The organism is Citrobacter sp. Cf125 (assembly GCF_030333935.1).
GTDB lineage: Bacteria > Pseudomonadota > Gammaproteobacteria > Enterobacterales > Enterobacteriaceae > Citrobacter > Citrobacter freundii.
The window spans coordinates 600,347-625,954 of the sequence record NZ_JAOWEY010000025.1; the positions used below are offsets into that span (position 1 = coordinate 600,347).

General features: G+C 51.8%; 23 protein-coding genes. 9 read left to right on the forward strand and 14 right to left on the reverse strand.

Annotation, left to right across the window (positions count from 1 at the left end; translation table 11 throughout):
• Positions 1–55: 55 nt before the first annotated feature.
• From OGV89_RS19540 to OGV89_RS19560, 5 genes are all read left to right on the forward strand, one after another.
• Positions 56–1,408, forward strand: coding sequence for a class-II fumarase/aspartase family protein (locus tag OGV89_RS19540; protein WP_003837024.1), 1,353 nt, complete (start codon positions 56–58; stop codon positions 1,406–1,408).
• A gap of 33 nt (positions 1,409–1,441) precedes the next feature.
• Positions 1,442–2,863 (forward strand): DASS family sodium-coupled anion symporter, encoded by a 1,422-nt coding sequence (locus OGV89_RS19545; protein ID WP_003837022.1) that lies wholly within the window; start codon positions 1,442–1,444, stop codon positions 2,861–2,863.
• 154 nt (positions 2,864–3,017) lie between these two features.
• The gene (dinG, locus tag OGV89_RS19550) at positions 3,018–5,168 is read left to right on the forward strand and encodes an ATP-dependent DNA helicase DinG (RefSeq protein WP_286559156.1); all 2,151 of its coding nucleotides are present in this window, start codon (positions 3,018–3,020) and stop codon (positions 5,166–5,168) included.
• Positions 5,169–5,197: 29 nt separating this feature from the next.
• A complete protein-coding gene (gene ybiB / locus OGV89_RS19555) occupies positions 5,198–6,166 on the forward strand; it encodes a DNA-binding protein YbiB (protein ID WP_003035227.1) in 969 nt (322 codons plus the stop codon).
• Between the two features lie 162 nt (positions 6,167–6,328).
• Positions 6,329–7,414 (forward strand): malate/lactate/ureidoglycolate dehydrogenase, encoded by a 1,086-nt coding sequence (locus tag OGV89_RS19560; protein WP_286559158.1) that lies wholly within the window; start codon positions 6,329–6,331, stop codon positions 7,412–7,414.
• Positions 7,415–7,512: 98 nt separating this feature from the next.
• Here the strand turns inward: OGV89_RS19560 and ybiJ are convergent, their stop codons facing one another.
• The 5 genes from ybiJ to mcbA all read right to left on the reverse strand — a co-directional run bounded on the left by ybiJ (position 7,513) and on the right by mcbA (position 11,979).
• The gene (gene ybiJ, locus OGV89_RS19565) at positions 7,513–7,773 is read right to left on the reverse strand and encodes a DUF1471 family protein YbiJ (protein ID WP_003035231.1); all 261 of its coding nucleotides are present in this window, start codon (positions 7,771–7,773) and stop codon (positions 7,513–7,515) included.
• 303 nt (positions 7,774–8,076) lie between these two features.
• Positions 8,077–8,343 (reverse strand): DksA/TraR family C4-type zinc finger protein, encoded by a 267-nt coding sequence (locus OGV89_RS19570; protein WP_003035233.1) that lies wholly within the window; start codon positions 8,341–8,343, stop codon positions 8,077–8,079.
• A gap of 75 nt (positions 8,344–8,418) precedes the next feature.
• Positions 8,419–9,096 carry a PKHD-type hydroxylase YbiX gene (gene ybiX, locus OGV89_RS19575; RefSeq protein ID WP_162648420.1) on the reverse strand — a complete coding sequence of 226 codons (678 nt, stop codon included), beginning with the start codon at positions 9,094–9,096 and terminating at the stop codon, positions 8,419–8,421.
• 43 nt (positions 9,097–9,139) lie between these two features.
• Entirely contained in the window at positions 9,140–11,425 is a 2,286-nt protein-coding gene (locus OGV89_RS19580; protein ID WP_286559161.1) for a catecholate siderophore receptor Fiu, read from the reverse strand.
• Between the two features lie 293 nt (positions 11,426–11,718).
• The gene (gene mcbA / locus OGV89_RS19585; protein ID WP_003035239.1) at positions 11,719–11,979 is read right to left on the reverse strand and encodes a DUF1471 family periplasmic protein McbA; all 261 of its coding nucleotides are present in this window, start codon (positions 11,977–11,979) and stop codon (positions 11,719–11,721) included.
• Between the two features lie 210 nt (positions 11,980–12,189).
• Between mcbA and rlmF the strand changes: the two genes are divergently transcribed.
• Positions 12,190–13,116 carry a 23S rRNA (adenine(1618)-N(6))-methyltransferase RlmF gene (rlmF, locus tag OGV89_RS19590; protein WP_003845423.1) on the forward strand — a complete coding sequence of 309 codons (927 nt, stop codon included), beginning with the start codon at positions 12,190–12,192 and terminating at the stop codon, positions 13,114–13,116.
• Here rlmF and ybiO read toward each other — a convergent pair.
• From ybiO to rhtA, 6 genes are all read right to left on the reverse strand, one after another.
• Positions 13,113–15,350, reverse strand: a complete 2,238-nt coding sequence (gene ybiO, locus OGV89_RS19595) for a mechanosensitive channel protein (protein ID WP_016149831.1) — start codon at positions 15,348–15,350, stop codon at positions 13,113–13,115. The two genes, rlmF and ybiO, sit on opposite strands and share 4 nt — an antisense overlap.
• Before the next feature lie 118 nt (positions 15,351–15,468).
• Positions 15,469–16,191, reverse strand: coding sequence for a glutamine ABC transporter ATP-binding protein GlnQ (gene glnQ, locus OGV89_RS19600; protein WP_003035246.1), 723 nt, complete (start codon positions 16,189–16,191; stop codon positions 15,469–15,471).
• Positions 16,188–16,847, reverse strand: a complete 660-nt coding sequence (glnP, locus tag OGV89_RS19605) for a glutamine ABC transporter permease GlnP (protein ID WP_003035248.1) — start codon at positions 16,845–16,847, stop codon at positions 16,188–16,190. Before glnP ends, glnQ begins: the two co-directional genes overlap by 4 nt.
• 137 nt (positions 16,848–16,984) lie before the next feature.
• Positions 16,985–17,731: a glutamine ABC transporter substrate-binding protein GlnH gene (glnH, locus tag OGV89_RS19610; protein ID WP_286559175.1), complete on the reverse strand. Its 747-nt coding sequence runs from the start codon at positions 17,729–17,731 to the stop codon at positions 16,985–16,987.
• 365 nt (positions 17,732–18,096) lie between these two features.
• Positions 18,097–18,600, reverse strand: a complete 504-nt coding sequence (gene dps / locus OGV89_RS19615; protein WP_003035253.1) for a DNA starvation/stationary phase protection protein Dps — start codon at positions 18,598–18,600, stop codon at positions 18,097–18,099.
• A gap of 302 nt (positions 18,601–18,902) precedes the next feature.
• Positions 18,903–19,790 carry a threonine/homoserine exporter RhtA gene (gene rhtA, locus OGV89_RS19620; protein ID WP_003035255.1) on the reverse strand — a complete coding sequence of 296 codons (888 nt, stop codon included), beginning with the start codon at positions 19,788–19,790 and terminating at the stop codon, positions 18,903–18,905.
• Positions 19,791–20,143: 353 nt separating this feature from the next.
• Between rhtA and ompX the strand changes: the two genes are divergently transcribed.
• On the forward strand, positions 20,144–20,659 hold the full coding sequence (gene ompX / locus OGV89_RS19625) for an outer membrane protein OmpX (protein ID WP_003035257.1): 516 nt from the start codon (positions 20,144–20,146) through the stop codon (positions 20,657–20,659).
• Between the two features lie 64 nt (positions 20,660–20,723).
• On the opposite strand, the gene OGV89_RS19630 is transcribed toward ompX, so the two are convergent.
• Positions 20,724–22,310: a phosphoethanolamine transferase gene (locus OGV89_RS19630; protein ID WP_048233312.1), complete on the reverse strand. Its 1,587-nt coding sequence runs from the start codon at positions 22,308–22,310 to the stop codon at positions 20,724–20,726.
• Between the two features lie 276 nt (positions 22,311–22,586).
• Positions 22,587–22,715, reverse strand: a complete 129-nt coding sequence (mntS, locus tag OGV89_RS19635; RefSeq protein ID WP_003035262.1) for a manganase accumulation protein MntS — start codon at positions 22,713–22,715, stop codon at positions 22,587–22,589.
• A 186-nt stretch (positions 22,716–22,901) separates the two neighbouring features.
• Between mntS and mntR the strand changes: the two genes are divergently transcribed.
• Both mntR and OGV89_RS19645 read left to right on the forward strand, forming a co-directional pair.
• Positions 22,902–23,375 carry a manganese-binding transcriptional regulator MntR gene (gene mntR / locus OGV89_RS19640; RefSeq protein ID WP_003035264.1) on the forward strand — a complete coding sequence of 158 codons (474 nt, stop codon included), beginning with the start codon at positions 22,902–22,904 and terminating at the stop codon, positions 23,373–23,375.
• Positions 23,372–24,481: an anion transporter gene (locus OGV89_RS19645; RefSeq protein WP_048233313.1), complete on the forward strand. Its 1,110-nt coding sequence runs from the start codon at positions 23,372–23,374 to the stop codon at positions 24,479–24,481. The genes mntR and OGV89_RS19645 overlap by 4 nt, the downstream gene beginning before the upstream one ends.
• Positions 24,482–24,545: 64 nt before the next feature.
• On the opposite strand, the gene ldtB is transcribed toward OGV89_RS19645, so the two are convergent.
• Complete coding sequence (ldtB, locus tag OGV89_RS19650) at positions 24,546–25,466, reverse strand: L,D-transpeptidase (protein WP_003845438.1); 921 nt, start codon at positions 25,464–25,466, stop codon at positions 24,546–24,548.
• Between the last annotated feature and the right edge of the window lie 142 nt (positions 25,467–25,608).

The window sequence follows — 25,608 nt, forward strand, 5'->3', positions numbered from 1 at the left end:
TAAAAATCGACCGTAAACACGCATCTTATCACTATCAGATTTTCCAGGGGGATTTATGGCTTCGAATGTACTTGATTCTGTTCTGTTCAGGGATTCTTTCGGCACACCGGCGATGCGCGCGGTGTTTGACGATCGCGAGCTGGTACGCAAATACGTGGAAGTGGAAGTGGCATTAGCTAAAGCCCAGGCACGCTGCGGTGTGATACCTGAGGCTGCGGCGCAGGAAATTGCTGAAAAATGTAATGCCGATACGCTCGATTTTGATTTATTACGCCATGAAACCGAAATCGTGGGTTATCCGATCCTACCGCTGGTGCACCAGATTTCTAAACAGGCTGGCGAGTCCGGCGGCTATGTGCACTGGGGGGCAACCACTCAGGACATTATGGACACTGCTGTAGTCCTGCAAATTCGTGATGCTTTTGCGCTCATTGAGTCCGATATGGACAAACTTCGTGCAACGCTGGCCGATCTCTCACGCCGTTATCGTGATACGCCGATGGCCGGGAGAACCCATTTGCAGCAGGCTCTGCCAGTGACCTTCGGTTATAAAACAGCCATCTGGCTGGATATGTTTGAACGTCACGCGGAACGTCTGACTCAGGCGCGTCCTCGTGTATTGGTCGGCGAGTTTGCGGGTGCCGCCGGTACGCTGGCATCGCTGGGGGATAAAGGGCTGGCGGTACAAAAAGCGATGATGGAAGAGCTTGGGCTGAATATCCCAACGTCCACATGGCATGTTGCGCGTGATGGTTTCGCCGAGGCGGTGAATCTGTTAGCGGTGATTACCGGGTCGCTGGGCAAGATTGCCTACGACGTAATGCTGCTGGCAGCAAACGAGTTTGGTGAGCTGTATGAGCCGTTTGTTAAAGGACGCGGTGCCAGCAGTACTATGCCGCAGAAACGCAACCCTATTTCCAGCGAGTTAATGCTGGCCTGTGCCAAAGGCGTTCGCCAACAGGCAGGGCTGATGCTTGATGCAATGGTGCAAGATCTGGAGCGTGCAACCGGGCCGTGGCATGCCGAATGGATTGCTATCCCGGAGAGTTTCGTTCTCAGCGCGGGGGCATTGCATCAGGCTAACTTTATGCTGGCGGGGCTGGTGGTCGATGAAGCGGCGATGAAACGTAACCTCGGTATGACCAACGGATTGATTGTGGCTGAAGCGGTCATGATGGGGTTGGCTCCGTACATTGGTCGTCAGGATGCGCATGATGTGGTGTACGACGCTTGCCGCATCGTCAACGAACAAGGCGGGCGATTAGCGGACGTGCTGAATGCGATGCCATCTGTCTCGGAACGACTTGACCCGCAGTTGATTGAAGAACTGACCGACCCGGCAAATTACCTTGGAATGGCGCCAGCAATGGTGGATCAGGTATTAGCGAGATATATGTCGCGGAAATGAACGCTCTTGGGCTAACGGAATAAGGATATTTTTATGTCAAAAAATTCTGCCACGGGAAAATCCATTCTCTCGTTCCTGATACCGCTGGCGATAGGCGCGATCATTTGGTTTTATCCCGTACCTGCTGGTCTGACGCCTCAGGCCTGGCATATGTTCGCGATATTTGCCGCGACCATAGCCGCGATTCTTACCCAGCCGCTCCCTTCGGGGGCGGTGATGTTGATTGCACTTTGCGTGGTAATTTTCACCAAAACGTTGCCAGAGGCAAAAGCATTGTCAGGTTTTGCATCCGGTACAGTATGGCTCATTTTCTGTGCCTACGTCTTGTCTCTGGGTTTTGTAACCTCGGGATTGGGGAAACGTATTGCGTATAAAATGTTATCGCTCTTTGGTGGCAGCAGCCTGGGTATCGCTTACTCACTGGGGGTTTCCGATCTGATTATGGCCCCGGCAATGCCATCAGTAACCGCGCGTTCCGGGGGGATTATTTTCCCTATCACTCGTTCCATCAATGATGTATTGGGCTCAGCGCCGGGGGCAACGGGCAAGCGTATCGGCGATTTCTTAACCATGGTGTGCTTCCAGTTTACGCCGATTACCGGGGCAATATTTCTCACCGGGATGGCGGCGAATCCGCTGGTAGCGAGTCTGGCGAAATCGTCATTAGGAATAGAGATAACCTGGGGCGGATGGTTTATTTCCGCAGTGGTTCCTGCGATGGTCTGTTTCTGCCTGATGCCGCTATTGGTTTATAAATTATTGGATCCCGAGCTTAAGCGTACGCCGGAGGCGAAAGCGATGGGCAAACAGGCCCTCGGTGAGCTCGGTTCGATGAGCAGCAATGAGAAAAAGGTCGCGTTTGGTTTTGTGCTGGCATTGGTTGGTTGGGGGACCAGCTTGATTACGGGATTGTCTGCCACATCTGTCGGGCTGGGATTGGCTGCGTATCTGTTTGCCTCGGGCGCTGTTAGCTGGAAAAGTTTGCTTAATGACCACGCCGCCTGGGATACGGTGATCTGGTTTAGCGTCATTATTAGTCTGGCGACAGGGCTTGCCGATCTGGGTTTTATTAAATGGATGACCATAAAGTTAGGCAGCGGTATTCAGGGTTTTGGCGCGATCGAGTCCTTTATTGTGTTGGGGATCCTTTACATTTACGTCCATTATCTCTTCGCTACGGCGACCGGGCATGTGGCTGCGCTGTATGCCCCTTTCGCGGCCACGGCGATCGCTGCGGGAGCACCGCCGATGATGGTGGCTATTTGCTTCGGTATCTTTAGTAACCTGATGTGGGGGAATACCGAGTATGGTGGTGGACCTGGCCCCATTTATTTTGCCCAGGGCTATTTTGAACGACCGCGCTTTTACAAAATTAACCTCTGTGTGGTGACGGCAAATGTGATCATCATTTTTGCCGTGGGCATGCTGTGGTGGAAGCTGTTGGGATACTATTAAACGTCAGTGAATTATTGGCCGGACAGGACTCGAACAGCCGTCCGGCCAGGAAAAATGAATTGCGAAACGCTTTCCAGAATGGGGGAAAAAGGTACATCCAGGGCCTGAAATGTGCCACAATAGTGGCTGTTTATACAGTATTTCAGGTTTTCTCATGGCACTTACGGCTGCGTTAAAAGCGCAAATCGCCGCCTGGTATAAGGCGCTTCAGGAACAGATCCCCGACTTTATCCCCCGTGCGCCGCAGCGGCAGATGATTGCTGACGTCGCGAAAACGCTGGCAGGTGAAGAAGGCCGGCATCTGGCGATTGAAGCGCCGACCGGGGTGGGGAAAACTCTGTCGTATCTGATTCCCGGTATTGCCATTGCGCGTGAAGAGCAAAAAACGCTGGTGGTCAGCACCGCCAACGTCGCTTTGCAGGATCAGATCTACAGCAAAGATTTACCGCTGCTGCGCAAAATTATCCCTGACCTGCGTTTTACCGCCGCGTTTGGTCGCGGACGCTATGTCTGCCCGCGTAACTTAGCGGCGCTGGCCAGTACTGAACCCAATCAGCAGGATCTGCTGGCTTTTCTCGACGATGACCTGACGCCCAACAACCAGGAAGAACAAAAGCGCTGCGCCAGGTTAAAAGGCGATCTCGACAGCTACAAGTGGGACGGGCTGCGCGATCACACCGATATCGCCATTGACGACGGACTCTGGCAGCGTCTGAGCACCGATAAAGCTAGCTGTCTGAATCGCAACTGTCACTACTATCGTGAATGCCCTTTTTTTGTCGCCCGCCGGGAGATTCAGGAAGCTGAAGTGGTGGTGGCTAATCATGCGCTGGTGATGGCGGCGATGGAAAGCGAAGCCGTTTTGCCGGAGCCGAAAAACCTGTTGCTGGTACTTGATGAAGGCCACCATTTGCCGGATGTCGCGCGCGATGCGCTGGAGATGAGCGCGGAAATCAGCACCCCCTGGTACCGGCTCCAGCTGGATCTGTTTTGCAAATTAGTGGCGACCTGTCTTGAACAGTTTCACCCGAAAACCACGCCGCCGCTGGCGAATGCCGAGCGTCTGAACGGTCACTGTGAAGAGCTGTATGAACTGATTTCATCGCTCAATAACATTCTTAATCTGTATATGCCTGCTACTCAGGAGGCGGAACACCGCTTTGCGATGGGCGAACTGCCTGCAGAAGTGATGGAGATTTGTCAGCGTCTGGCAAAGCTTACGGAAATGCTACGCGGGCTGGCGGAACTGTTCCTCAACGATCTCAGCGAAAAAACCGGCACTCACGATATTGTGCGTCTGCATCGGGTTATTTTGCAGATGAACCGGGCGCTGGGCATGTTTGAGGCGCAAAGCAAACTGTGGCGGCTGGCATCGCTCGCGCAGTCGTCAGGTGCGCCGGTGAGTAAATGGGCGACGCGCGAGGTGCGTGACGGGCAGATCCACGTCTGGTTCCACTGCGTGGGGATCCGTGTGAGCGATCAGCTCGAACGACTGCTGTGGCGTAGCGTCCCGCATATTATTGTCACTTCCGCAACGCTGCGCTCGCTCAACAGCTTCTCGCGTTTGCAGGAGATGAGTGGTCTGAAGGAAAAAGCAGGGGATCGGTTTGTCGCGCTGGATTCACCGTTTAATCACGTTGAACAGGGCAAAATCGTCATTCCGCAGATGCGCTACGAACCGTTAATTGATAACGAAGAGCAGCATATCGCGGAAATGGCCGCCTATTTTCGCGAACAACTGGAAAGCAAAAAGCATCAGGGGATGCTGGTACTCTTTGCCAGCGGTCGGGCGATGCAGCGTTTTCTTGAGCATGTTACCGATCTGCGCCTGCTGTTGTTGGTGCAGGGCGATCAGCCGCGCTATCGTCTGGTAGAGTTGCACCGCAAACGGGTGACCAACGGCGAGCGCAGCGTACTGGTTGGGCTGCAATCTTTCGCTGAAGGTCTGGACTTGAAAGGCGACCTGCTGACCCAGGTGCATATTCACAAAATTGCTTTTCCACCGATCGACAGCCCGGTGGTGATCACCGAGGGCGAGTGGTTGAAAAGCCTGAACCGCTACCCCTTCGAGGTGCAGAGCCTGCCCGCGGCGTCGTTCAATTTGATCCAGCAGGTTGGGCGACTCATCCGTAGCCATGGCTGCTGGGGAGAAGTGGTTATTTATGACAAACGTTTATTGACCAAAAACTATGGCAAGCGTTTACTGAACGCGTTACCCATATTTCCGATAGAGCAACCTGCTGTGCCAGACGTTATAGTAAAACCAAAAGAAAAAGCGAAACCCACGCGCCGCCGTCGGCGTTAACGATGCGAGCAACAGGCAAGGAGTTATCGATGGATTACCGCAAAATCATTAAAGAGATTGGGCGAGGAAAAAATCACGCGCGTGACCTGGACAAGGATACTGCTCGCGGACTGTATACCCATATGATGAACGGCGACGTACCTGACCTTGAGATGGGCGGGGTGCTGATTGCGCTACGTATTAAAGGCGAAGGCGAAGCGGAGATGCTGGGCTTTTACGAAGCGATGCAAAACCACACCATTCGCCTGACTCCGCCAGTAGCCAAACCCATGCCGATTGTCATTCCCAGCTACAATGGTGCACGCAAGCAGGCGAATTTGACGCCGCTGCTGGCGATTTTACTGCATAAGCTCGGTTTCCCGGTAGTAGTGCACGGCGTCAGCGAGGATCCAACCCGCGTGCTGACAGAAACCATTTTTGAACTGATGGGGATTACGCCAACGCTGCATGCCGGGCAGGCGCAGGCAAAGCTGGATGGTCATCAGCCGGTATTTATCCCGGTGAGCGCGCTGTGCCCTCCGCTGGAGAAACAGCTGGCGATGCGCTGGCGCATGGGCGTGCGTAACAGTGCGCACACGCTGGCTAAATTAGCCACGCCGTTTGCTGAAGATGCGGCGCTGCGTCTTTCCAGCGTTTCCCACCCGGAATACGTCTCGCGTGTGGCGAAGTTCTTCGGCGATATCGGTGGGCGCGGCCTGTTGATGCATGGTACCGAGGGCGAAGTGTATGCCAACCCGCAGCGCTGCCCGCAGATAAGCCTGATAGATTCATCCGGTGTGCGAGTGTTACAGGACCGACAAAGCGAGATGCCTGACGAGCCGGTACCGCTGCCGGTGGCAAAAGATCCGGAAACCACCGCGCGCTGGATTGAGCGTTGTCTGGCTGGCAGTGAGCCGGTCCCGGCATCGTTGAAAATTCAGATGGCCTGCTGCCTGGTGGCAACCGGTGAATCCGCCTCGCTGGCCGAAGGACTTGCCCGCGTCGAGCAAAGTTTCTGATTTATTTGTTATCCCGACGGGCCTTTTACCTGGTCTGTCGGTTTTCTCTTTTCGGCAACGTGAAATTTCTGCACGTTTATTGACCTCCTGAGCGCCGTGGCGCAGCATAGTTTGTTGAAAAATAAGAAACACAACAAACACGCGACACAACAGGAGATAACAATGAACAGTGGACATCGCTTCCATGTGCCAACGCTGCACGCCTTTATCCAGGCCGTTTTTCACCAGATGGGAAGCAATGATCAGGAGGCGCGGCTGGTGGCCGATCATCTGATAGCTTCTAACCTCGCCGGTCACGACTCCCACGGCATCGGTATGATCCCAAGCTATATTCGTTCATTCTCGCTGGGGCATCTGCAAATCAACCGTCATGCCAAAGTGGTAAAAGATGCGGGGGCGGTGATTACGCTTGATGGCGATTGTGCCTTTGGTCAGGTGGCGGCTCACGAAGCCATCACGCTGGGGATTGAAAAAGCTCGTCAGCACGGTATCGCCGCCGTGGCATTACATAATTCGCATCATATCGGACGTATTGGTTACTGGGCGGAGCAATGCGCGGCTGCAGGTTTTGTCTCAGTGCATTTTGTGAGTGTGGTCGGGATCCCGATGGTTACACCGTTTCATGGCCGCGATAGTCGTTTTGGCACTAACCCCTTCTGCGTTGTTTTTCCGCGTAAAAATACCTTCCCGCTATTGCTCGACTATGCAACCAGTGCCATCGCTTTTGGCAAAACCCGTGTGGCATGGCATAAGGGCGAGCCGGTAGCTCCTGGATGTCTGATTGATGTGGAGGGGATGCCTACAACCGATCCTGCGGTAATGCAGGTTTCTCCGCTGGGATCGTTGCTAACCTTTGCCGAGCACAAGGGGTATGCGCTGGCGGCGATGTGCGAAATTATGGGTGGTGCGCTTTCAGGGGGTAAAACCACACATGAAGAGAGCCTGCAGACCAGCCCGGACGCCATCATCAACTGTATGACCACTATTATTATGAATCCGGAACTGTTCGGCGCGCCGGACTGCGACAACCAGGTCGCAGCATTTGCTGAGTGGGTGAAAGCGTCCCCGCATGCTGAAGATGCCCCGATCCTGTTGCCAGGTGAGTGGGAAGTGAATACTCGCGAGGAACGGCTGGAACACGGTATTCCGCTGGATGCAGGAAGCTGGCAGGCGATTTGCGAGGCGGCGCTGCAAATAGGCATGCCGGACGCCGTATTGCAGGAATTCCGTCAACGACTTGAACACTAAGCAAAAAAAAAGCCCGTCCAGTGGCGGACGGGCAAACAAAGGGTAACAAACAGGGTCAATGAGGGTTGGAGCATTGGGTCGTACAGGTAATCTTTCGGTTATTTATAGATAACCGCGGTGCCGCTCATTTTGTCTTTACCGACAGCGGAAGTGATGCTGTAACCAGTTGCGCCAGCAGCAGCCGCTTTCTCAGCCAGTTTGGCTTCCAGGCCATCCAGTGTGGTGGCGCCATCAGCAGAAACTACACCAATTTTATTCATGCTTTGTGCCTGAGTGGAGGAAACCGGCTCGGCAGCGAAAACGCCAAATGACAGGGTAGACAGGGCGATGGCAGCAACAGCAAATTTGATATTTTTCATGATTAATCTCTCGCAGGGTTGTTCTGTTAGTAGTCAGTGTTCTTTAAGAAGACGTTGTTCCGTCGATGTGATAAGTATCACGTTTTTTTTGGTGAGAGAAAATCGAATAGAATTGACGACATCAATCAAAAAAATTGAATGACAAATAACTTATTGAATATTAATAAATTCAGACGAGGGATTTACAGTTCTTGTCATTGCGCTTTACAGAGAAACCAACAACGGCACATTTTGCCACACAGAGTGCGAAAAAGCGTGCTCGTAAAGGAAATCGTATGCGCTGAAACTTTTGGTAAAGATGAGTCAACGTAGCTGGCTGTCTTTCGAACCTCTGCGATTATATCCTGAAAATGCCGCACTATGTGAATCTTTATCCTGTTGGCAAGTGATGCACAAACGTACCCCAGGTACGGCCTCACGTCTGGCCTGAGGGATAGGATTGCCACATTCTTCGCATTCATACAGACTTTCCCCCGTCGGTAACTCACCGCGGGCACGGGCAACAGCATCTTCAATAGTATTGTTGATCTGTTCGTTTACAGCGTCGTCATTTGCCCATCCGGATGCCATGTGTACCTCCTGCAGGTGTCTACAGACTAAGTATAGCGAAGATGATGGCTGAAAAACGACCATGCGCCAGCAGTATCAGATTTCAGACCATTCGCGCAACAGGTTATGGTAGAGATTGAGTAATGACAGGATCTCGTTGCTCTCTCCATGACGAGCCTTCAGGGATTGAATGTTTTTATCCAGTTCAAAAAGCATGGCGCGATTTTTGTCGTCACGGATCATCGACTGGATCCACATAAAGGATGCCACACGAACGCCATGGGTCACTGGCGTTACGCAGTGTAGGCTGCTGGAAGGGTAAAGCACCAGATCGCCTGCCGGAAGCTTCACCGCATGCTGGCCGTAGGTGTCATTAACCAGCAGCTCTCCGCCTTCATAATCATCCGGATTACTCAGGAATAAGGTTGCGGAAAGGTCTGTGCGCATCCAGCCGTTCTCCGGATGGCTACGCACCGCGCCGTCAACGTGAAAACCGTAGGTCTCGTTGTCCTGGTAGCGATTAAACAGCGGCGTGGAGAGCGTTTTCGGTAGTGCCGCGGCGAAGAAAAGCGCGCTGTTATTTACCGCAGTCTGTACCGCCTGTTGTAAAACGTCGTAGCGTTCACTTTGCGTATTCACCTGCTGGTTGTTTTTAACCTGCGCCCCCTGAGCGCCGGTGGTTGCGCGGCCATCAACCCAGTCGGCTGCGTCCAGTTGTTCGCGAAACCAGGCTACATCCTGCGCCGACAGAACGCCGGGAATGTGGTACATCATCAGTGTTTCTCCTGAAAGTGGGGCTTTCGCCCCACGCGATGGATCAGAAATGCATATTGGCGGTGAGCAGGAAGGTTCTTGGCTCGCCTGGATGATAACGGTATCCACTCTTGTTTATGGAGGATACATAATCGGTGTCGAACAGGTTATAGACGTTTAGCTGGAAATCGAGATTGCGATTCACGCGATAGCCCAGTTTGGCGTCTGCGACCCAGTAACCTTCAGTGTAGGATGGCGTACCCACGGCGCCGTCCGAACCGCGATGCATACTGCCCACGTAGCGAGCGCCTGCGCCAACGGAAACATCGTCGGTTGCTTGATACTGGCTCCACAGCGTGAACGCATGTTCCGGCGTATAGGGCAGGGAAGAAGAACCATCCTGAGCAACGTTTTTGCCGCTGTGGATGGTGGCGCGTTGCTGGGTGTAACCCCCAATAATCTGCCATGCGGGGGTGATGTTGCCTGCTACCGAGAGCTCGTAGCCTTCAACGCGTTTCTCCCCGTACTGGGAATAGGTACCGTCGTCGTTCTGCTCAACTTCATTCTCAATATCCGTGCGGAAAATTGCGGCGGTTAGCAGCAGGCGCTTATCCAGCACCTCCCATTTGGTGCCAATCTCGCTAGTTTTCGCTTTCTGCGGTTTGAAGTCGGTACGGTTTGCGCTGTTACCGCTTCCGCCCTGAGCAAGGGCAAAGTTGCTGCCGCCCGGCGGTTGCTGAGAAACGGCATAGTTAATGTAGACATTGCCGTTATCGGTCAGGTGATACAGCGCGCCCGCTTTCCAGTTCACCAGATTGCCTGATTTGGCAGTATCCACAGTGGTGACCGGGGAACCTTTGGCGACGCCTGTCGGACATGCCACTGCACCACGGCCAGAAGCGCCGCAAGCGGTGGCGCTGTCATATTCAGTGCGGTAATTGTCGAGGCGAATACCACCGTTCAGCTCAAACTCACGGGTAATTTGTAGCGTATCAAAAGCGTATACGCCAAAGGTATCGGTTTGCCCGTTAGCGTTGGCGCCGTTACGCGATAATCCGCCGATATTCACGTCGCTGTTGGGATGATAAATATTAACCGGCGGCGGGGTAATCGGGGTGACGCCATAGTTGGTTTGTGTTTCGCGCGTCAACTCCACGCCGGTGCTGATGTCGTGACCGATGGATCCCGTGTAAAACTTTGAGGTCAGGTTGGTCTGGTTGGTCAGGATTTTGTTACTGACATCTTTGGTATTTGCCAGGCGTGACCATGTCCAGGTGTCGACGCTGCTGGTGGGTTGCGTAATATTAGACGCACCGCCCATCACCGCCGTCATCAGATAATCCTGTTTAATGCGCGACCAGCGGGTGGTGTTGCGAATCGTTGTGCTGTCGCTCAGGTCATGTTCAAAACGCATCGTCGCGGTATCGGTCGTCGAATCGTCGTAATCCGAGTTGGTGCCGTAGAAGTTATGCGTATCAACTTTTCCTGAATGATTCAGTGCAGACGTCCCTGCGGAAGGCGCGGAGTAACCCGGCAGGCCGATGGTGGGAATGCCTCCATCCGGTGTGTTGTGTTGAGTAACGTGCAGATAGTTCAGATACAGTCGGTTCTCGGTGCCTAAGCCAAAAGCAAGTGAGGGGGCCACGCCGTAACGTTCATTCTTAACATTATCGCGACCGGCATCATGTGTTTTTTCACCCATCAGGTTTAAACGTGCGGCGGTGGTCTCGCCGATAACCTGGTTAATGTCCAGTGTACCACGGCGGAACCAGGCGCTACCGACGCTGGCCGACGCATCGATTCCTGAGTCGGTACGCGGCTGTTTGCTGATCATATTGATAGAGCCAGTCGGTGCGCTACGTCCATAGTCGGTACCGGAAGGACCTTTAATCACTTCGACCTGTTCGGTATTGAAGGTATCGCGCGTGACGCTGCCGATATCACGAACACCGTCGATATAAATACTGTTCGAAGTATCCGCGCCACGCATATAAACCGCATCACCGGTAGTGGAGTTGCCGTTTTCACCAGCGAAAAACGCGCCAACGCCCGGTACGTTTTTCAGCGCATCGGTCAAATTTGTTGCGCCTTGATCCTTAATCACCTGCTCAGGAATCACTGTCATGGTGCGGGTGGTATCCGCCACCGGGCGGGAGAATTTAGGGTCGGCAGACTGTGTTGGGGCGTACAGCGAAGGTTTGGCCGCTTCAACGACCAACGTATCTTCTTGTTTTTTATCCTGATCGCCTGCTGCGACAGCCTGGGCTACCGGAGACAGGCCAATGCACAGACCGGCAAAAAAAGTCAGTGAATGAAAACTACTGGACGGCAAGTTGCGATTTTTATCCATTTTAATTAATGACTTATTATTTTTTGAGTAGACGGTTTCACTCACGCGAAGGGACATCTCTGTGGATGTTGTACCCTGCAGGTCTCGCGAAAATGAATGTGTAATTGATAATGATTTTAATAATCATTTCTAATCAGTTCGACGTTTTAACATTCATTAATTCAAAAATAAATACATTTATTTACATTGGATTCAAAATGCCAACACATTGATTACAAATTGAGCTGCAATGAAGTGAACAGCGCGCACATAACTGCATTCGGGATGAATGCAGTTAGGCTAAGGAAGGGGAGTTATTTATAGATAGTTGCGGTGCCGTACATCTGATTTTTACCGCCAGCAGAATTAACGACAAAGCCTTTTGCTCCTTGCTCTTTCGCTTTCTCTGCCAGCTTGTCTTCAAGGTCGCTCAGGTTAGAGGCGCCGGTAGCGGATACTGTGCCGGAAGCTTGTAGCTGACCGGTAGCTGGGCTGGTGTATGGCTGTGCAGCAAAGGAGGCAAATGTCATGCCGGTAAGTACGGTAGCGGCAAGTAATGTGAGGCATTTCTTCATGGTGATATCCTCTGAAAAACAACAGGTGTGCCTGATAAGTTTAGGTCGTCAGCGGATGGCATTTACCGCAAAAAACTGGTGATGAACTGTCTGTTTTTCGAACAATCAGCAAAGCGTCAAACAGGCGTAAAAAATCAAATTTCCTTGTTGTGTGTGTTTACCGCGTGGCGTTATGCGGGTATCTTACGCCGCTGTTAAAAGGAGAATGCTATGTCCGCCCAGAAACCGGGATTACACCCACGCAACCGCCACAATGGCCGTTATGATCTTGCGACTTTATGCCAGATTACCCCAGAGCTGACGCAATTTCTCACCCTCACGCCCGGCGGGGAGCAGAGTGTTGATTTCGCCAATCCGCAGGCAGTAAAGGCGCTCAATAAAGCACTGCTGGCGCATTTTTATGCGGTGAAAAACTGGGATATTCCGGACGGTTTTCTGTGCCCGCCGGTGCCTGGTCGTGCTGACTACATTCACCACCTGGCCGACCTGTTGGGGGAAACCAGCGGAACCATTCCGGCAAATGCGAGCATCCTGGACATAGGCGTAGGGGCAAACTGTATTTATCCGCTGATCGGCGTGCATGAATACGGCTGGCGATTCACGGGCAGTGAGAGCAGTAGCGAAGCGTTTAACAGCGCTCAGGCGATCATAAACGGCAATCCGGGGTTAACCCGTGCTATTCGTCTGCGTCGTCAGAAAGATGCTTCGGCAATCTTCAACGGTATCATTCACAAAAATGAGCAGTATGAAGCCACATTGTGTAACCCGCCATTCCATGATTCTGCGGCCTCAGCCCGCGCAGGAAGCGAGCGTAAACGTCGTAATCTGGGGCAAGATAAAGATGATGCGCTGAACTTTGGCGGACAACAGCAGGAGCTGTGGTGTGAAGGCGGCGAAGTAGCGTTCATCAAAAAAATGATCGTCGAAAGCCAGGCTTTTGGCCGTCAGGTTATGTGGTTTACCACGCTGGTTTCGCGCGGCGAGAACTTGCCTCCGCTGTACCACGCATTAACGGATGCGGGCGCGGTGAAAGTGGTCAAGAAAGAGATGGCCCAGGGGCAAAAGCAGAGTCGCTTTATTGCCTGGACCTTTATGGATAACGATCAGCGTCGTCGTTTTATGGCGCGTAAACGCTAAAGCGTTGGCTCGGTTGGCGGCAGCGGTTCGCTTGCCGCAGATGTTGGGCCATTCCCTGGTGCAGGCAACACTTGATAGGTCTGTACCGGGGCGCGTATGTTGGCCAGATCGAAATATTTCTTCACCTGGCTGTCGAGCGCAAAACGTACCGTCCACTGCTTCAGCGGCAAGGTGGTAAACGAGACCCGTAGTGTGAATGCCGTATTGGTTAATCCTACAATCCCGGCAAACGACGGCTCGCCAATAATCAGCCCGCGAATATCATCTTTTTCCATCACCGCAGCAACCGCATCTTTCAACGCCTGATTCGCTTTATCCGCATCCTCATGGCGGTCTACGTCGTAATTGGCGACGACCGATCCAATTCCCCGCACAAAGTTGGCGAAGGTCGTTATCGATGACCAGGGAATGATATGGTACGCCCCGGTGTCCTGACGCACGCCCACAGAACGGATGGACATCCGTTCAACCGTACCGGTGAGTGGGCCAATGGTCACCAGGTCGCCGGTGTTCATGCCATTTTCAAACTGAATAAAAATCCCGGTAATAATATCTTTTACCAGCGTTTGCGAGCCGAAAGAGATAGCCAGCCCCAGCGCCCCGGCCCCGGCCAGTAGGGGGGCGATATTGACGCCAATTTCCGACAACACAATCATGATGGTGATCGTGCTGATAATCACCGCCAGTGCGTTACGAAACAGTGTCAGCAGGGTGCGGGTACGCGCGCTGGGTAACGGGCGACCATGAATATCGGAAGCCAGACGATTTTCAATCAGGCTGGCAAGGATTGTCCAGCCGATGGCGGAGAAGAATAAAATCAGCGCGATACGGATCAGGATATCCACTGTTTTTTCTCCTGCGCCGTAATGCAGCCAGTTCCAGAAGTCGAACAGCCCCCAGGCATTCAGTAGCAGCATCACCGCAACGCACACCGTCAGGATCCTGGCTACGCTTAACGCTGTCGACAGCCAGCCATTCAGCCGCTTTTGTAGTTCCGGATAGCTGCGCTGGGTGTGTGGCGAAAGGGTAATAGTTTTGGCTATCCAGCGGGAAAACATGCCGGAAACAAAGGCGGCAATTCCAATGATTACCAGGCTGCGCAGCGTAGCGCCCATCATGAATTTCAGGCTGTTGCCCGGATCAAACAGCGAAAAGAAAAACAGCACAATGAAATAGGCGCTGGCCAGCCAATGCCATACCAACGCAAAAGCACGAATAAACAGACTGAAAAAAGCGAGGGATCTTTCCGCCAGATTCAGCAAATGCTGCGTTATCTCTTTCTTGTTTCTGAAAATCAGGTACAGCGCCCATAGCGTGATACATAACATGATGATGACGTTGGCCATCGCGCCGACCTGCACATTGACCTGATTCGAGATAATGGGTACGGCAACGATAAGCCCGTAGCCAATCAGGCTGCTCAATGAACTCAAACGGCGATTCCAGTAGCGTGCGCCAGCATCCTGAATGTTAAACGGGCGCAGCTCGGCCACCGTTGGGCAAAATATCAGGCGCAAAATGGCCTTGAAGAATTCAATCAGGGCGAAGGCATTGAGAAACAGGCTTTGCTGAAAGGCGATCGTGCGACTGCCAGCGTTCATTTTGTCGCTCAGTATCTGCCCGACAAATAATGTCAGCGCCAGCAGAAGCAAATCAATAATGAATGCGCCAACGATCATCGCCGGAAGCTGAAGCCAGTTGCTGCGTTCGCGGTTTTTCCGCCGCGCCCATTGTCCCATTTTGCGATACAACGGTAGCGCGCACAGGCGAACCAGCCAGAAAAAACCGAACACTGACACCGCCAGCATTAAAAAATGCGTCAGAGCATTGGTGAACGTTTGCGGATTAAAGGTCTTATGCGGGGCATCGGTAATATTGCGATAAAGCTGGGCAAAGCGGCTGGAGAGCGCCTCACCGTAGTGGCGGGTGACGTCCGTGACGTTTTCCAGTACCGTTTTTTCTTCCGTTAACGTGGGCGGGACAATGGTCGGCACCGGCTCGGCAGGAGGGGCAGTGGCCACTTTGCGTAACTGACCGATCAGCTCCTGACGCGAGGCGTCATTTTCCAACACATCGGCCAGTGCGCCGTAAGCCGCTTTTTTCTGTTCAATATCCGGCTCTTTCGCCGCTGTGGTTTGCGCGTTGGTTGATGTTGGCGTGGTGACGCCAGGTATCGTCACCGCCTGAGTCGGGAAACTCAACAGACAAACAAAAATGAACAGGATCCCGCGCATGACTCCTCCCATGAGAAAATAAATTCAAAAGGATAAGTATAGATGTCAGGGCGGGAGAGAATTGAAATGAGAGGATTCTGGTGAAAAACCTCCCTTCGGGCGAAGGGAGGCAGAGCTATCAGGATACGTGCTGCAAGAATTCCTGTAAGCGTTGGCTGGGCGGATTTTCAATCAGGGCCTGCGGATTACCGTCTTCGGCAATTCTTCCCTTATCAATGAAAATCAGGCGTGAAGCCACTTTCTCGGCAAAACCGATTTCGTGGGTCACAATCACCATGGTCATCCCTTCTTCCGCCAGATCCTGCATAACTTTCAAAACCTCATGACGCAGTTCCGGGTCAAGCGCAGAGGTTGGCTCATCAAACAGCATCATTTTCGGCTTCACCGCCAGCGCTCGGGCGATAGCCACACGCTGTTGTTGACCACCGGACAGCTCAGAAGGGTAGTGATGCGCACGTTCGGCCAGACCTACTTTCGCCAGCAGTTCTTTCGCCAGTTTCTCGGCCTGTTCTTTATTCGCCCCGCGTACGCGCTGCGGCCCGAACATGACGTTTTCCAGCGCCGTCAGATGCGGGAACAGATAGAACTGCTGAAATACCATCCCGGCTTCCTGGCGGATTAACCGCTCGTCTACCTTCGGATCGTTCACTTTCAGACCGTCGACGATCAGATCGCCAGAGGTTATCTCTTCCAGTTTGTTAATGCAGCGTAGCAGGGTAGATTTACCGGATCCTGACGGCCCGATAATCACCACTACTTCGCCCTGTTGAATGTTCAGGTCAATATTGTGCAGCACCTGGGTTGGACCAAAGTGCTTAGAAACGTTTTTAAATTCAATCACAGGATTTTCATCCTTCTTTCCAGACGACGCAGAATGAAGCTCAGCACCAGCGTTATGATCAGATAGAACACCGCAACGGCGCTCCAGATTTCCAGTGCGCGGAAGTTACCGGCAATGATTTCCTGGCCCTGACGGGTCAGTTCAGCGACGCCAATGACAATAAACAGCGAGGTATCTTTAATGCTGATGATCCACTGGTTGCCCAGCGGCGGCAGCATACGACGCAGCGCGAGAGGCAAAATAACGTGGCGAATAGTCTCTGTGCGTGAAAGTCCAAGGGCCAGTCCGGCTTCGCTGAATCCTTTATGGATTGAGAGCACCGCACCGCGGGTGATTTCCGCAATATAGGCACCGGAGTTGATCATGATGGTGACAACGGCGGCGCTAAAAGGGTCAATGCGTAAATCGTTAAATGCCATTGGTAGAGCGAAGTAAATAAACATTACTTGCACAACGATTGGCGTACCGCGAATGACTTCGATAAACACCAGCGCTACGTGGTTGGCGATCCAACCGCCGAAAGTGCGCGCAAACCCTGCTGCAAGTCCGATTATCAGACCGCCAGCCAGACCGAGGACCGAGATCCACAGGGTCATTTTGGCGCCTTCAATCAAAAGCGGGATGGCGGGCCAGATGGCACTCCAGTCAAACTGCATATGTCGTTCCTGTTACCGTGGTGTAAATATTCAAATGCCCGTTTTGCCGGATGTGCTGGGCTTATCCGGCTTACAGGTCTCAAAAATCCAGGCGTAGGCCCGGTAACCATCACGCCACCGGGCAACGCTACCGGTTATTATTTAGGTTCAGTACCGAACCATTTTTTGTAGATTTCGTTGTAAGTACCGTTCTCTTTCAGCGTTTTCAGCGCGCCGTTCACTTTCTCACGCAGGTCGTCGCTGCCTTTCGGGAAGGCGATGCCGTACTGCTGGGCTTCCAGTGATTCGCCTACAGCTTTGAACTGGCCATTGCCAGCTGTTTTGATGAAGTAAAGAATGTTTGGTGTGTCGTGCAGCACGGCGTCTGCGCGGTTGGTGCCCAGTTCCATATAGGCGTTATCGATGTTCGGGAACTGACGCAGGTCCTTGGTTTTGATATTCGCTTTCGCGTAATCAACGGAACCGGTACCGCTCTTAACTGCAACGACTTTACCATCCAGATCTTTTACGCTTTTGACGTCGTTGTTATTTGCTTTCACCATCACTAATAGACCGCTTTTGTAGTAGCCATCGGAGAAGTCGATCGCTTTTTTACGCTCATTGGTGATGGTGATACCCGCCAGCGCCAGGTCGACGTTTTTGGTTTGCAGAGCCGGGATGATGCCGCTGAAATCCATTGGTTTCAGTTCATAATCCAGTTTCAATTCTTTGGCAACGGCAGCCCACAGATCCACATCAAAACCAACGTATTTGTCACCCTGTTTGAATTCAAACGGTACAAACGCGGTGTCGGTTGCGACAACCAGTTTCTTGTCTGCGGCATGGGAGGACACCGCAAAAGCCAGGGTAAGTGCAGCCAGTGAAACTTTTAATACAGACTTCATAGGATTTCCTTTTATATCCACGGGGCGATCCCCTGCGAGAACATATGGCTTAATGAAAGAATCGTGCCAATTTTGCAACTCATTGTTTTAACAAGAGGGTATCTCGTTTCTCTGCACAATAAGTAGGGCAAAGCGAGTAATTTGCACTGTTTTGGGGCACTCATTTGGTGCGAACCAGCCACGGTGCAAACGGTATGACTATTTAGCGTAAAAATTGTTGATAAAACAATCTTTCGTTAACGATTGTGTGAGGTGATTATTACAAATAATTTACTTTGGAGTGACGAACGATCAATGTTATGCACCATAGATGTGCAAAACCCCCGCCGGAGCGAGGGTTATATAGGTAATTCTTATGTCTGCTGTTACTCAATGTTGGCTTCGATAAACCACAGGAATTTATCGAGGTCGCGAGAAGCTGCGGTAAAGATATCTGCGGTATCTTCGTCTTTTGCTTCGCTAATAGCCTTACGTACGCTGTTTGCAACTACGGCATAACGTTCAGCCAGTTCTTTTAAGTGGTCCTGTACGCTATGGATATCCAGCGGGTAACTTTTCAGAGGCGTTTTGCTATTAATAACCTGAGTTGTGCCCAGTGCCACACCGCCCAACTGTACGGCGCGTTCAGCCATTGTGTCGAGGTGATCGGTCAGGGCTGTACGGAAGCCATCCAGCATTTCATGTACCGCAATGAAGTTTGCGCCGCGCATGTTCCAGTGAGCCTGTTTGGTGATCAATGACAGGTCAATGAACTGGATTACTTGCTGATTCAGCAGTTCAACGGTCGCTTTCTTTTCGCTATCAGACACATCGTTGCGGGTATAAAGGAGGGCGGATGCTTTTGTTTTTACCAGTTTCGCGGTACTCATATTTTCATATCCTCTTGATAGTTATGTCCCAACTCTTCAACGGAATTAAGTATAGCGCTAAATTTGGATTTTTTTTTCCGGTGTTGCCTATTACTTTAATAGCGAAGAAAGGATAAATATAAAATACCTAGTAAAATCAATGCATTGATTGTTGTGTTTCTTGCGTGGTGTTATTTTTATGTTAATTTTGAGATTAAATGAAATATGCGGATGAGAAAATTATATTTTTTAGAATTATTATCACGCAGATTTACAATTGGATATTCTGCATGATTATGCAAACCATGCAGAATATTACGTGGTTAATTCACGTCGACTTGTTTTATTTGTGGCTCTTTACGAATAGTGAGCGTAGAGCCCATTGATGCGACGATAATGGCACCCAGAGCGAGTGTCTGGATAAGCGTCAGCGTTTCACCGAGGAAGATCATTCCGGAAACCGCTGCCAGGGCAGGTTCCATACTCATCAATGTACCGAAAGTACGCGTCGGCAGGCGCGTCAATGCAATCATCTCCAGTGAATAGGGAAGTGCAGTAGAGAGGACTGCAATGGCCAGGCCTAACGGCAGAATGGACCAATGCCACAGGGCATCACCAGCCTGGATCGCGCCGATTGGCACAAATACCAGTGCTGCAATTAATGACCCTACTGCGACGGTTGCCGGACCGTGTTCCGCCCCGGCTCGCTGCCCGGTAAGAATATAGATGGCCCAGCAGGCACCAGCCCCCAGCGCTAGCGCAGCACCGGTTAAATCGACGTGAGAAACGTCCTGACCTAATGGCAGCAGGAACCACAGTCCGAGTACAGCCAGTGCAACCCAAATGAAATCCACCGGGCGCCGGGATGAAAACAGCGCTACCGCCAGCGGGCCGGTAAATTCCAGCGCCACGGCAATTCCCAGTGGCACGGTCTGGATTGACAGATAGAAGAGATAGTTCATCCCGCCCAGAGACAGGCCATAAAACAGAAGGGGCAGGCGCTGTTCTTTGGCGAATCGCAAACGCCAGGGTTTAAAGAAGGCGATAAGGATGAGGGTGCCCAACGCAAGGCGCAACGCGGTAACGCCCGGCGCGCCGACGAGCGGGAACAGCGATTTCGCCAGAGATGCTCCGCTTTGAATGGAGGACATAGCAATTAGCAAAACCAAAATAGGCAACCAGACTGGCGCTTTACGTGACGACCCCGGCATCCTTTCTCCTGTCAAATTATGTCAATAGAAGTAAAACAGCGAGTGTAATGGAAATACACACATGCGGTTGAGTATTCGTTGAAAAAAAAATTGCTCAGTTCCGTACAATGGCATGAAACTGATGGATTAATAATCTGCATGATTAGGAATAATCTGGATGAATGTGCCATATTGTGCGCGCAATAATGGCATTTTACTTTAGAAAAGTGATGTTAATTGAAAGAGATAGCGGATTTCTGAAATGTTCTGTTACATGAAAGACCCCGTTAGACATCGCTAATCGCAAAGAGTTTCCCATCAATTTTTGGTATATTTAAAACTTAAGATTTACTTGAAGCACATTTGAGGTGGTTATGAAAAAAATTGCATGTCTTTCAGCACTGGCCGCTGTTCTGGCTTTCTCCGCAGGTACTGCTGTAGCTGCTACTTCTACCGTTACCGGTGGTTACGCTCAGAGCGATGCTCAGGGCGCAGCGAACAAAATGAACGGTTTCAACCTGAAGTATCGCTACGAGCAGGACAACAACCCGCTGGGTGTTATCGGTTCCTTCACTTACACTGAAAAAGATCGTACCGATGCTTCTGGCGACTACAACAAAACCCAGTACTACGGCATCACTGCTGGTCCGGCTTACCGTCTGAACGACTGGGCAAGCATCTACGGTGTAGTGGGTGTTGGTTACGGTAAATTCCAGAACGCAGCATCCCCGGCTGACAACCACACCACCAGCGACTACGGTTTCTCTTACGGTGCTGGTCTGCAGTTCAACCCGATCGAAAACGTTGCTCTGGACTTCTCCTACGAGCAGAGCCGTATTCGTAGCGTTGACGTTGGCACCTGGATCGCTGGCGTGGGTTACCGCTTCTAATCACTTCGGTGATATGAAAAATCCGCCTCTCGGGGCGGATTTTTTTTGCCTGCAATATGAGCTGTTAACGAGATTTGGTCTCGAAGATGTCGGTACCAAGGTGGTTGTAGTCCACCTTCTGCAGCTTAAAGTTGGTGATGTACACCGGCCCGGCTTTTTTCTCTGAGATAAAGCGGTAGCTGTTGGTGATTTCTTTTGCGCTGATCCCTGTCCACTGCGAGAAAAAACTGAGGAAATCATTGGCGGATCGACGGGCCTTAATCACCCGATGCGCTTTATCATCGCTCGACAGCACCATGAAAGGTACCTGGAAATTTTGCTGGAACTGATCGTCATGCGCCAGGTATTGCACCTCTTTTCCACGCTCTTTAAACGCGAGGCCATGATCGGAGAAATAGACCATTGAGAAGCTGGTACCGCTATTACGTAGCTGATCGTATAGCTGGCGCAGTAGGTCATCCGTTTGCGTCATGGTGTACAGGTAGCAAGACGTCTCTTTTGACTGGACGAAAGTCTCGTACTTACCCTGCGTACGGTCGCAGGCCTGCGGATGTGAGCCCATTAAATGCAATACAATGAGCTGCGGCTGAGTGCGCTCGGTTGCCAGCACCTGAGCGGTCATCTTTAACAGCGCTTCGTCACGGGTGTTTTTATCCGCTTCGAAGTCACCGTTCTTGAGGAACTGAACTTCATCAGCGCGTTTTGCAATGCTGGCGATGGCCGTGTCGTATTCACCAATTTGTCCCTGATTGGAAAACCACCATGTCTGGAAACCCGCGCGGTTGGCCAGAGTGACAAAGTTATCCTGGAACTGGGGCTTATTGTCGACCACCCGATTCAGCGTCAGGCCGAGTGACTTTTGCGTTGAACCGCTGGCAGCAATGTAATCCGCAAAGATGTAGCCGTTAACAGAGCTGGCAAACGGGGTGTTATCCCAGTGACCGCCAAACGCGCCTAACGCATCGCGGCGGGCGCTTTCGCCGATCACCACGACGTAGGTGTGATACTTCGGCTTCACGGCGGTTACGGTCCAACTGTCTTTCACGCTCGACAGCTTCGCCATACGCTCTTGTTCGTCGAGCACTTCGTTGTTATTGACGATCACGTCCTTGGCAAACCGGAAAACCGGATAGCCAGTGTCTTTCAGCTTGAACACGCCGCCCCAGGCCAGGTTTTGTACCGGGGTAACAAAGAATGCGACAATGCTGAACAGCAAACAAACGCTGTCGAACTTGTTCCAGCCACGCTTTTGTTCATCTTTTTTACGACGTACGGCGATAACGCCGAGGGCGAAAATAAACACCCCAACCAGATAACTGTACCAGGGGAAGATGGTCAGGATTTCGGTGGACTCTTCCATATTGGTTGAGTGCAGCGCCAGCAAGGTATTGAAGTTCGGTGAGCCGTAAGCCTGGCCGAACGGAAAATACATTGCCGCAATCAGCGAGCAAATGCCAATCAGCACTTTCTGCGCGCGTGGCGCGCTGCGCCACATCAGCATTAATATACAGGTGAAAGCAACGCTATAGAGCAGGCTAAGCGGATAGCCCAGCGCAAGATTGATCAGCAGAGACTGTAAGAAATAGAGGCCAGTCCACGGACTAATCGCCCGGCTGCGAGCAATGATTGAATCTTTGAGGGTTAAATTCATATGCCACTGTTACAAAAACGCCATGTGCTTACCCTGGCGCTAAGGGTCATTGCCTGCCTGAGAGAGCGAGAAGAGGGATAGGGTTCGCATCCGCGAGCCGCAATATATGCAGGGCTGCGAAAAGATAGAGTGTGCGCAAGAGAAGGTCAACTACTACAAAGAAATTGTTTTGCGAGGAACGTGGCAAAACTGACAAAAAGAAGGGTTATTGAGACGAAAACCACCACCGTACCCGGATGACGGCAGGAAAATGAAGCGGCGTACCGCGACGCCGCATTATTTTTCTGAAGGTTTATCCTTCTCTGGTTTGCTGTTAATCATGTCACACAGCATAGAGATCAGCATCAACCGTACTTTAAAGGGAGAGTGGCTAAACACGCGTATACACCTCTTAAATTCATTCATGTAAACCTCCTGACTTCACGATCCCATCAGTCCTTGAGGGATGTCTTTATTATATACAGATATAGCACAGGCTATATTATATAGCTATTGCTAAAACGTTAATTTTTTGTGCCCGCGCAACTCTGGTTTACAATGAGTGCTCTCTAATCAGATGCCGTTAACGCGTCACAGTAACGAGGAAGCAGAATGAGTCGTCGCGCAGGTACGCCAACAACAAAAAAAGTGACGCAATTGGTGAATGTCGAAGAACACGTTGAAGGGTTTCGTCAGGTTCGGGAGGCGCATCGCCGTGAGCTGATTGATGACTACGTAGAGCTGATTTCCGATCTCATTATTGAGGTAGGTGAAGCGCGCCAGGTGGATATGGCCGCACGGCTTGGGGTTTCCCAGCCGACGGTTGCTAAAATGCTTAAGCGTCTTGCTTCAGTCGGATTGATTGAAATGATCCCCTGGCGAGGCGTGTTTTTAACCGCAGAAGGTGAACGACTGGCTCAGGAAAGTCGGGAGCGTCATCAGATTGTGGAGAATTTCCTGTTGATGTTAGGTATCAGTCCGGAAATTGCCCGTCGCGACGCGGAGGGGATGGAGCATCACGTCAGTAAGGAAACGCTGGAGGCTTTTAGCCGGTTTACGCAACAGCAAGGAACAGGCTCTGAATGAGTTTTCCTTTATTACGCGCCTTACAGCGCGATCGTTTTTTCCAGCTGTTAATCATCGTTGGGGTTGTACTGAGCCTGTTCACGCCATTTACACCCCGGTCGTGGCCGGGAGCAATTGACTGGCACACAATTATCACGCTTAGTGGCCTGATGTTACTGACCAAAGGCGTGGAGCTAAGCGGTTACTTCGATGTGTTAGGGCGCAAGATGACCCGCCGTTTCAAAACAGAGCGCCAGCTGGCGATATTTATGGTGCTGGCGGCGGCGTTGTTGTCGACGTTTCTGACCAACGATGTTGCGCTGTTTATTGTTGTTCCGCTGACCATCACCCTGAAAAAATTGTGCGCTATTCCGGTGAATCGCCTGATTATCTTTGAGGCGCTGGCGGTTAACGCCGGATCGTTGCTCACGCCAATAGGTAATCCACAAAACATTCTGATGTGGGGACGCTCAGGCTTATCGTTTACCGCGTTTACCTGGCAAATGGCGCCGCTTGCGGGGGCCATGATGCTGACGCTGGTGGTGCTGTGCTGGTTCAGTTTCCCGAATAAAGCGTTGCACTATCATACCGGTACGCGCGCACCTGACTGGCAACCGCGTCTGGTGTGGGGCTGTCTGATGTTGTATATCATCTTCCTTGCAGCACTGGAGTTAAAACAAGAGCTGTGGGGTCTGGCGATTGTGGCGGCAGGGTTCATGGTGCTGGCTCGCCGCGTGATCCTCAGCGTAGACTGGACGCTGCTGTTGGTGTTTATGGCGATGTTCATTGATGTGCACTTGCTGACGCAGCTTCCGGCCCTGCAGGGGATAACCCACCAGATTGGCGCGCTTTCAGCGCCGGGACTTTGGCTGACCGCCATTGGCCTGTCGCAGTTTATCAGTAATGTGCCCAGTACGATTTTGCTGCTGAACTACGTCCCGCCAACGCTGCTTCTGGCCTGGGCGGTCAATGTGGGCGGCTTTGGGCTGTTGCCAGGATCGCTGGCGAATCTCATTGCGTTACGGATGGCAAACGACCGCCGGATCTGGTGGCGTTTTCATTGGTATTCGGTACCGATGCTGATATGGGCGGCGCTGGTGGGTTATGGTTTGTTGTTATTAATGTAATAGCGGCATTGAGGCAATAAAAAAGGCGGATGAATCATCCGCCTTTTTCGTTTTAGGTATGTGCTTAGTTCAGACGAACCGGCATACCTGAACGGTTCTGTACCGCCTGCTCAACGACTGCCTGATCGACGTCAGGCTGACCGGTGATGCTGGTAATGCTCTTGGTCAGGGTAATCGGTACAATTTCCCCGCCTTCGAACTGTGCTTCAGTCGTAGACAGCGGGTTATGTACTTCGATGTAACGGCTACCGTCTGGTTCGGTAGTGGCTTTTACCGGCTCATCAATAAACTGTACACGGGTGCCGACCGGCACATTTTCAAACAAGAATTTGATGTCGTCGTTACGCAGACGTACGCAACCGTGGCTGACACGTAAGCCGACGCCGAAGTTAGCATTGGTACCGTGGATAGCATACAGGCGACCGATATACAGCGCGTACAGTCCCATCGGGTTATCCGGACCAGCCGGAACAACGGCTGGCAGCGGCTCGCCTGCAGCGCGGTATTCCGCATGCATTTTCGCCGTTGGCGTCCAGGTTGGGCCTGCTTTTTTACGTTCTACTTTGGTGGTCCAGTTGATTGGCGTGTCTTTGCCCAACTGGCCGATACCGATCGGCAGAACAATGACGGTGTTGGTGCCTTTCGGGTAGTAGTACAGACGCATTTCAGCGCTGTTGATAACAATACCTTCATGCACGGTATCCGGCAGGATCAACTGCTGAGGAATGTTCAGCACGGTGCCGCCTTTCGGCAGGAAGGTATCCACGCCCGGGTTGGCTTCCAGCATGTTAGACAGACCCATCTGATACTCTGCCGCAAAATACTCCAGCGGTTGGGTGTTGCCTTCAGGAATAGTAATGACCTGGTTTTGGCCAATCAAACGGCTACCATCGGTCGGCAGCGGGTACGTGACGGCTGAAGCGGTATTACAAAAACCAACTATTGCGAGTGCCGCCGCGAAAAGCGTTGTTAATTTCATATTCATATTCATGTATGCGAGATTCAGTGCCAGGCAGGCTAGTGGGTTGAGATTTATGTAGTGTTGGGCACGCATTATATGTGCAATCTGAGCAACAAGGAATTCGGATGTGTACTAAATCACATTTTTTTCCTTTTGGTTTCACTTT

What these genes read in the sequence shown, in the direction of transcription:
- dps (WP_003035253.1), bottom strand. Translation starts at nt 18,600, where the DNA reads ATGAGTACCGCGAAACTGGTAAAAACAAAAGCATCCGCCCTCCTTTAT.
- OGV89_RS19545 (WP_003837022.1), top strand. Translation starts at nt 1,442, where the DNA reads ATGTCAAAAAATTCTGCCACGGGAAAATCCATTCTCTCGTTCCTGATA.
- ybiB (WP_003035227.1), top strand. Translation starts at nt 5,198, where the DNA reads ATGGATTACCGCAAAATCATTAAAGAGATTGGGCGAGGAAAAAATCAC.
- dinG (WP_286559156.1), top strand. Translation starts at nt 3,018, where the DNA reads ATGGCACTTACGGCTGCGTTAAAAGCGCAAATCGCCGCCTGGTATAAG.
- glnH (WP_286559175.1), bottom strand. Translation starts at nt 17,731, where the DNA reads ATGAAGTCTGTATTAAAAGTTTCACTGGCTGCACTTACCCTGGCTTTT.
- OGV89_RS19580 (WP_286559161.1), bottom strand. Translation starts at nt 11,425, where the DNA reads ATGGATAAAAATCGCAACTTGCCGTCCAGTAGTTTTCATTCACTGACT.
- rlmF (WP_003845423.1), top strand. Translation starts at nt 12,190, where the DNA reads ATGTCCGCCCAGAAACCGGGATTACACCCACGCAACCGCCACAATGGC.
- ybiX (WP_162648420.1), bottom strand. Translation starts at nt 9,096, where the DNA reads ATGATGTACCACATTCCCGGCGTTCTGTCGGCGCAGGATGTAGCCTGG.
- ompX (WP_003035257.1), top strand. Translation starts at nt 20,144, where the DNA reads ATGAAAAAAATTGCATGTCTTTCAGCACTGGCCGCTGTTCTGGCTTTC.
- OGV89_RS19540 (WP_003837024.1), top strand. Translation starts at nt 56, where the DNA reads ATGGCTTCGAATGTACTTGATTCTGTTCTGTTCAGGGATTCTTTCGGC.
- mntR (WP_003035264.1), top strand. Translation starts at nt 22,902, where the DNA reads ATGAGTCGTCGCGCAGGTACGCCAACAACAAAAAAAGTGACGCAATTG.
- OGV89_RS19570 (WP_003035233.1), bottom strand. Translation starts at nt 8,343, where the DNA reads ATGGCATCCGGATGGGCAAATGACGACGCTGTAAACGAACAGATCAAC.
- OGV89_RS19645 (WP_048233313.1), top strand. Translation starts at nt 23,372, where the DNA reads ATGAGTTTTCCTTTATTACGCGCCTTACAGCGCGATCGTTTTTTCCAG.
- glnP (WP_003035248.1), bottom strand. Translation starts at nt 16,847, where the DNA reads ATGCAGTTTGACTGGAGTGCCATCTGGCCCGCCATCCCGCTTTTGATT.
- mntS (WP_003035262.1), bottom strand. Translation starts at nt 22,715, where the DNA reads ATGAATGAATTTAAGAGGTGTATACGCGTGTTTAGCCACTCTCCCTTT.
- OGV89_RS19560 (WP_286559158.1), top strand. Translation starts at nt 6,329, where the DNA reads ATGAACAGTGGACATCGCTTCCATGTGCCAACGCTGCACGCCTTTATC.
- ybiJ (WP_003035231.1), bottom strand. Translation starts at nt 7,773, where the DNA reads ATGAAAAATATCAAATTTGCTGTTGCTGCCATCGCCCTGTCTACCCTG.
- mcbA (WP_003035239.1), bottom strand. Translation starts at nt 11,979, where the DNA reads ATGAAGAAATGCCTCACATTACTTGCCGCTACCGTACTTACCGGCATG.
- OGV89_RS19630 (WP_048233312.1), bottom strand. Translation starts at nt 22,310, where the DNA reads ATGAATTTAACCCTCAAAGATTCAATCATTGCTCGCAGCCGGGCGATT.
- ldtB (WP_003845438.1), bottom strand. Translation starts at nt 25,466, where the DNA reads ATGAATATGAAATTAACAACGCTTTTCGCGGCGGCACTCGCAATAGTT.
- ybiO (WP_016149831.1), bottom strand. Translation starts at nt 15,350, where the DNA reads ATGCGCGGGATCCTGTTCATTTTTGTTTGTCTGTTGAGTTTCCCGACT.
- rhtA (WP_003035255.1), bottom strand. Translation starts at nt 19,790, where the DNA reads ATGCCGGGGTCGTCACGTAAAGCGCCAGTCTGGTTGCCTATTTTGGTT.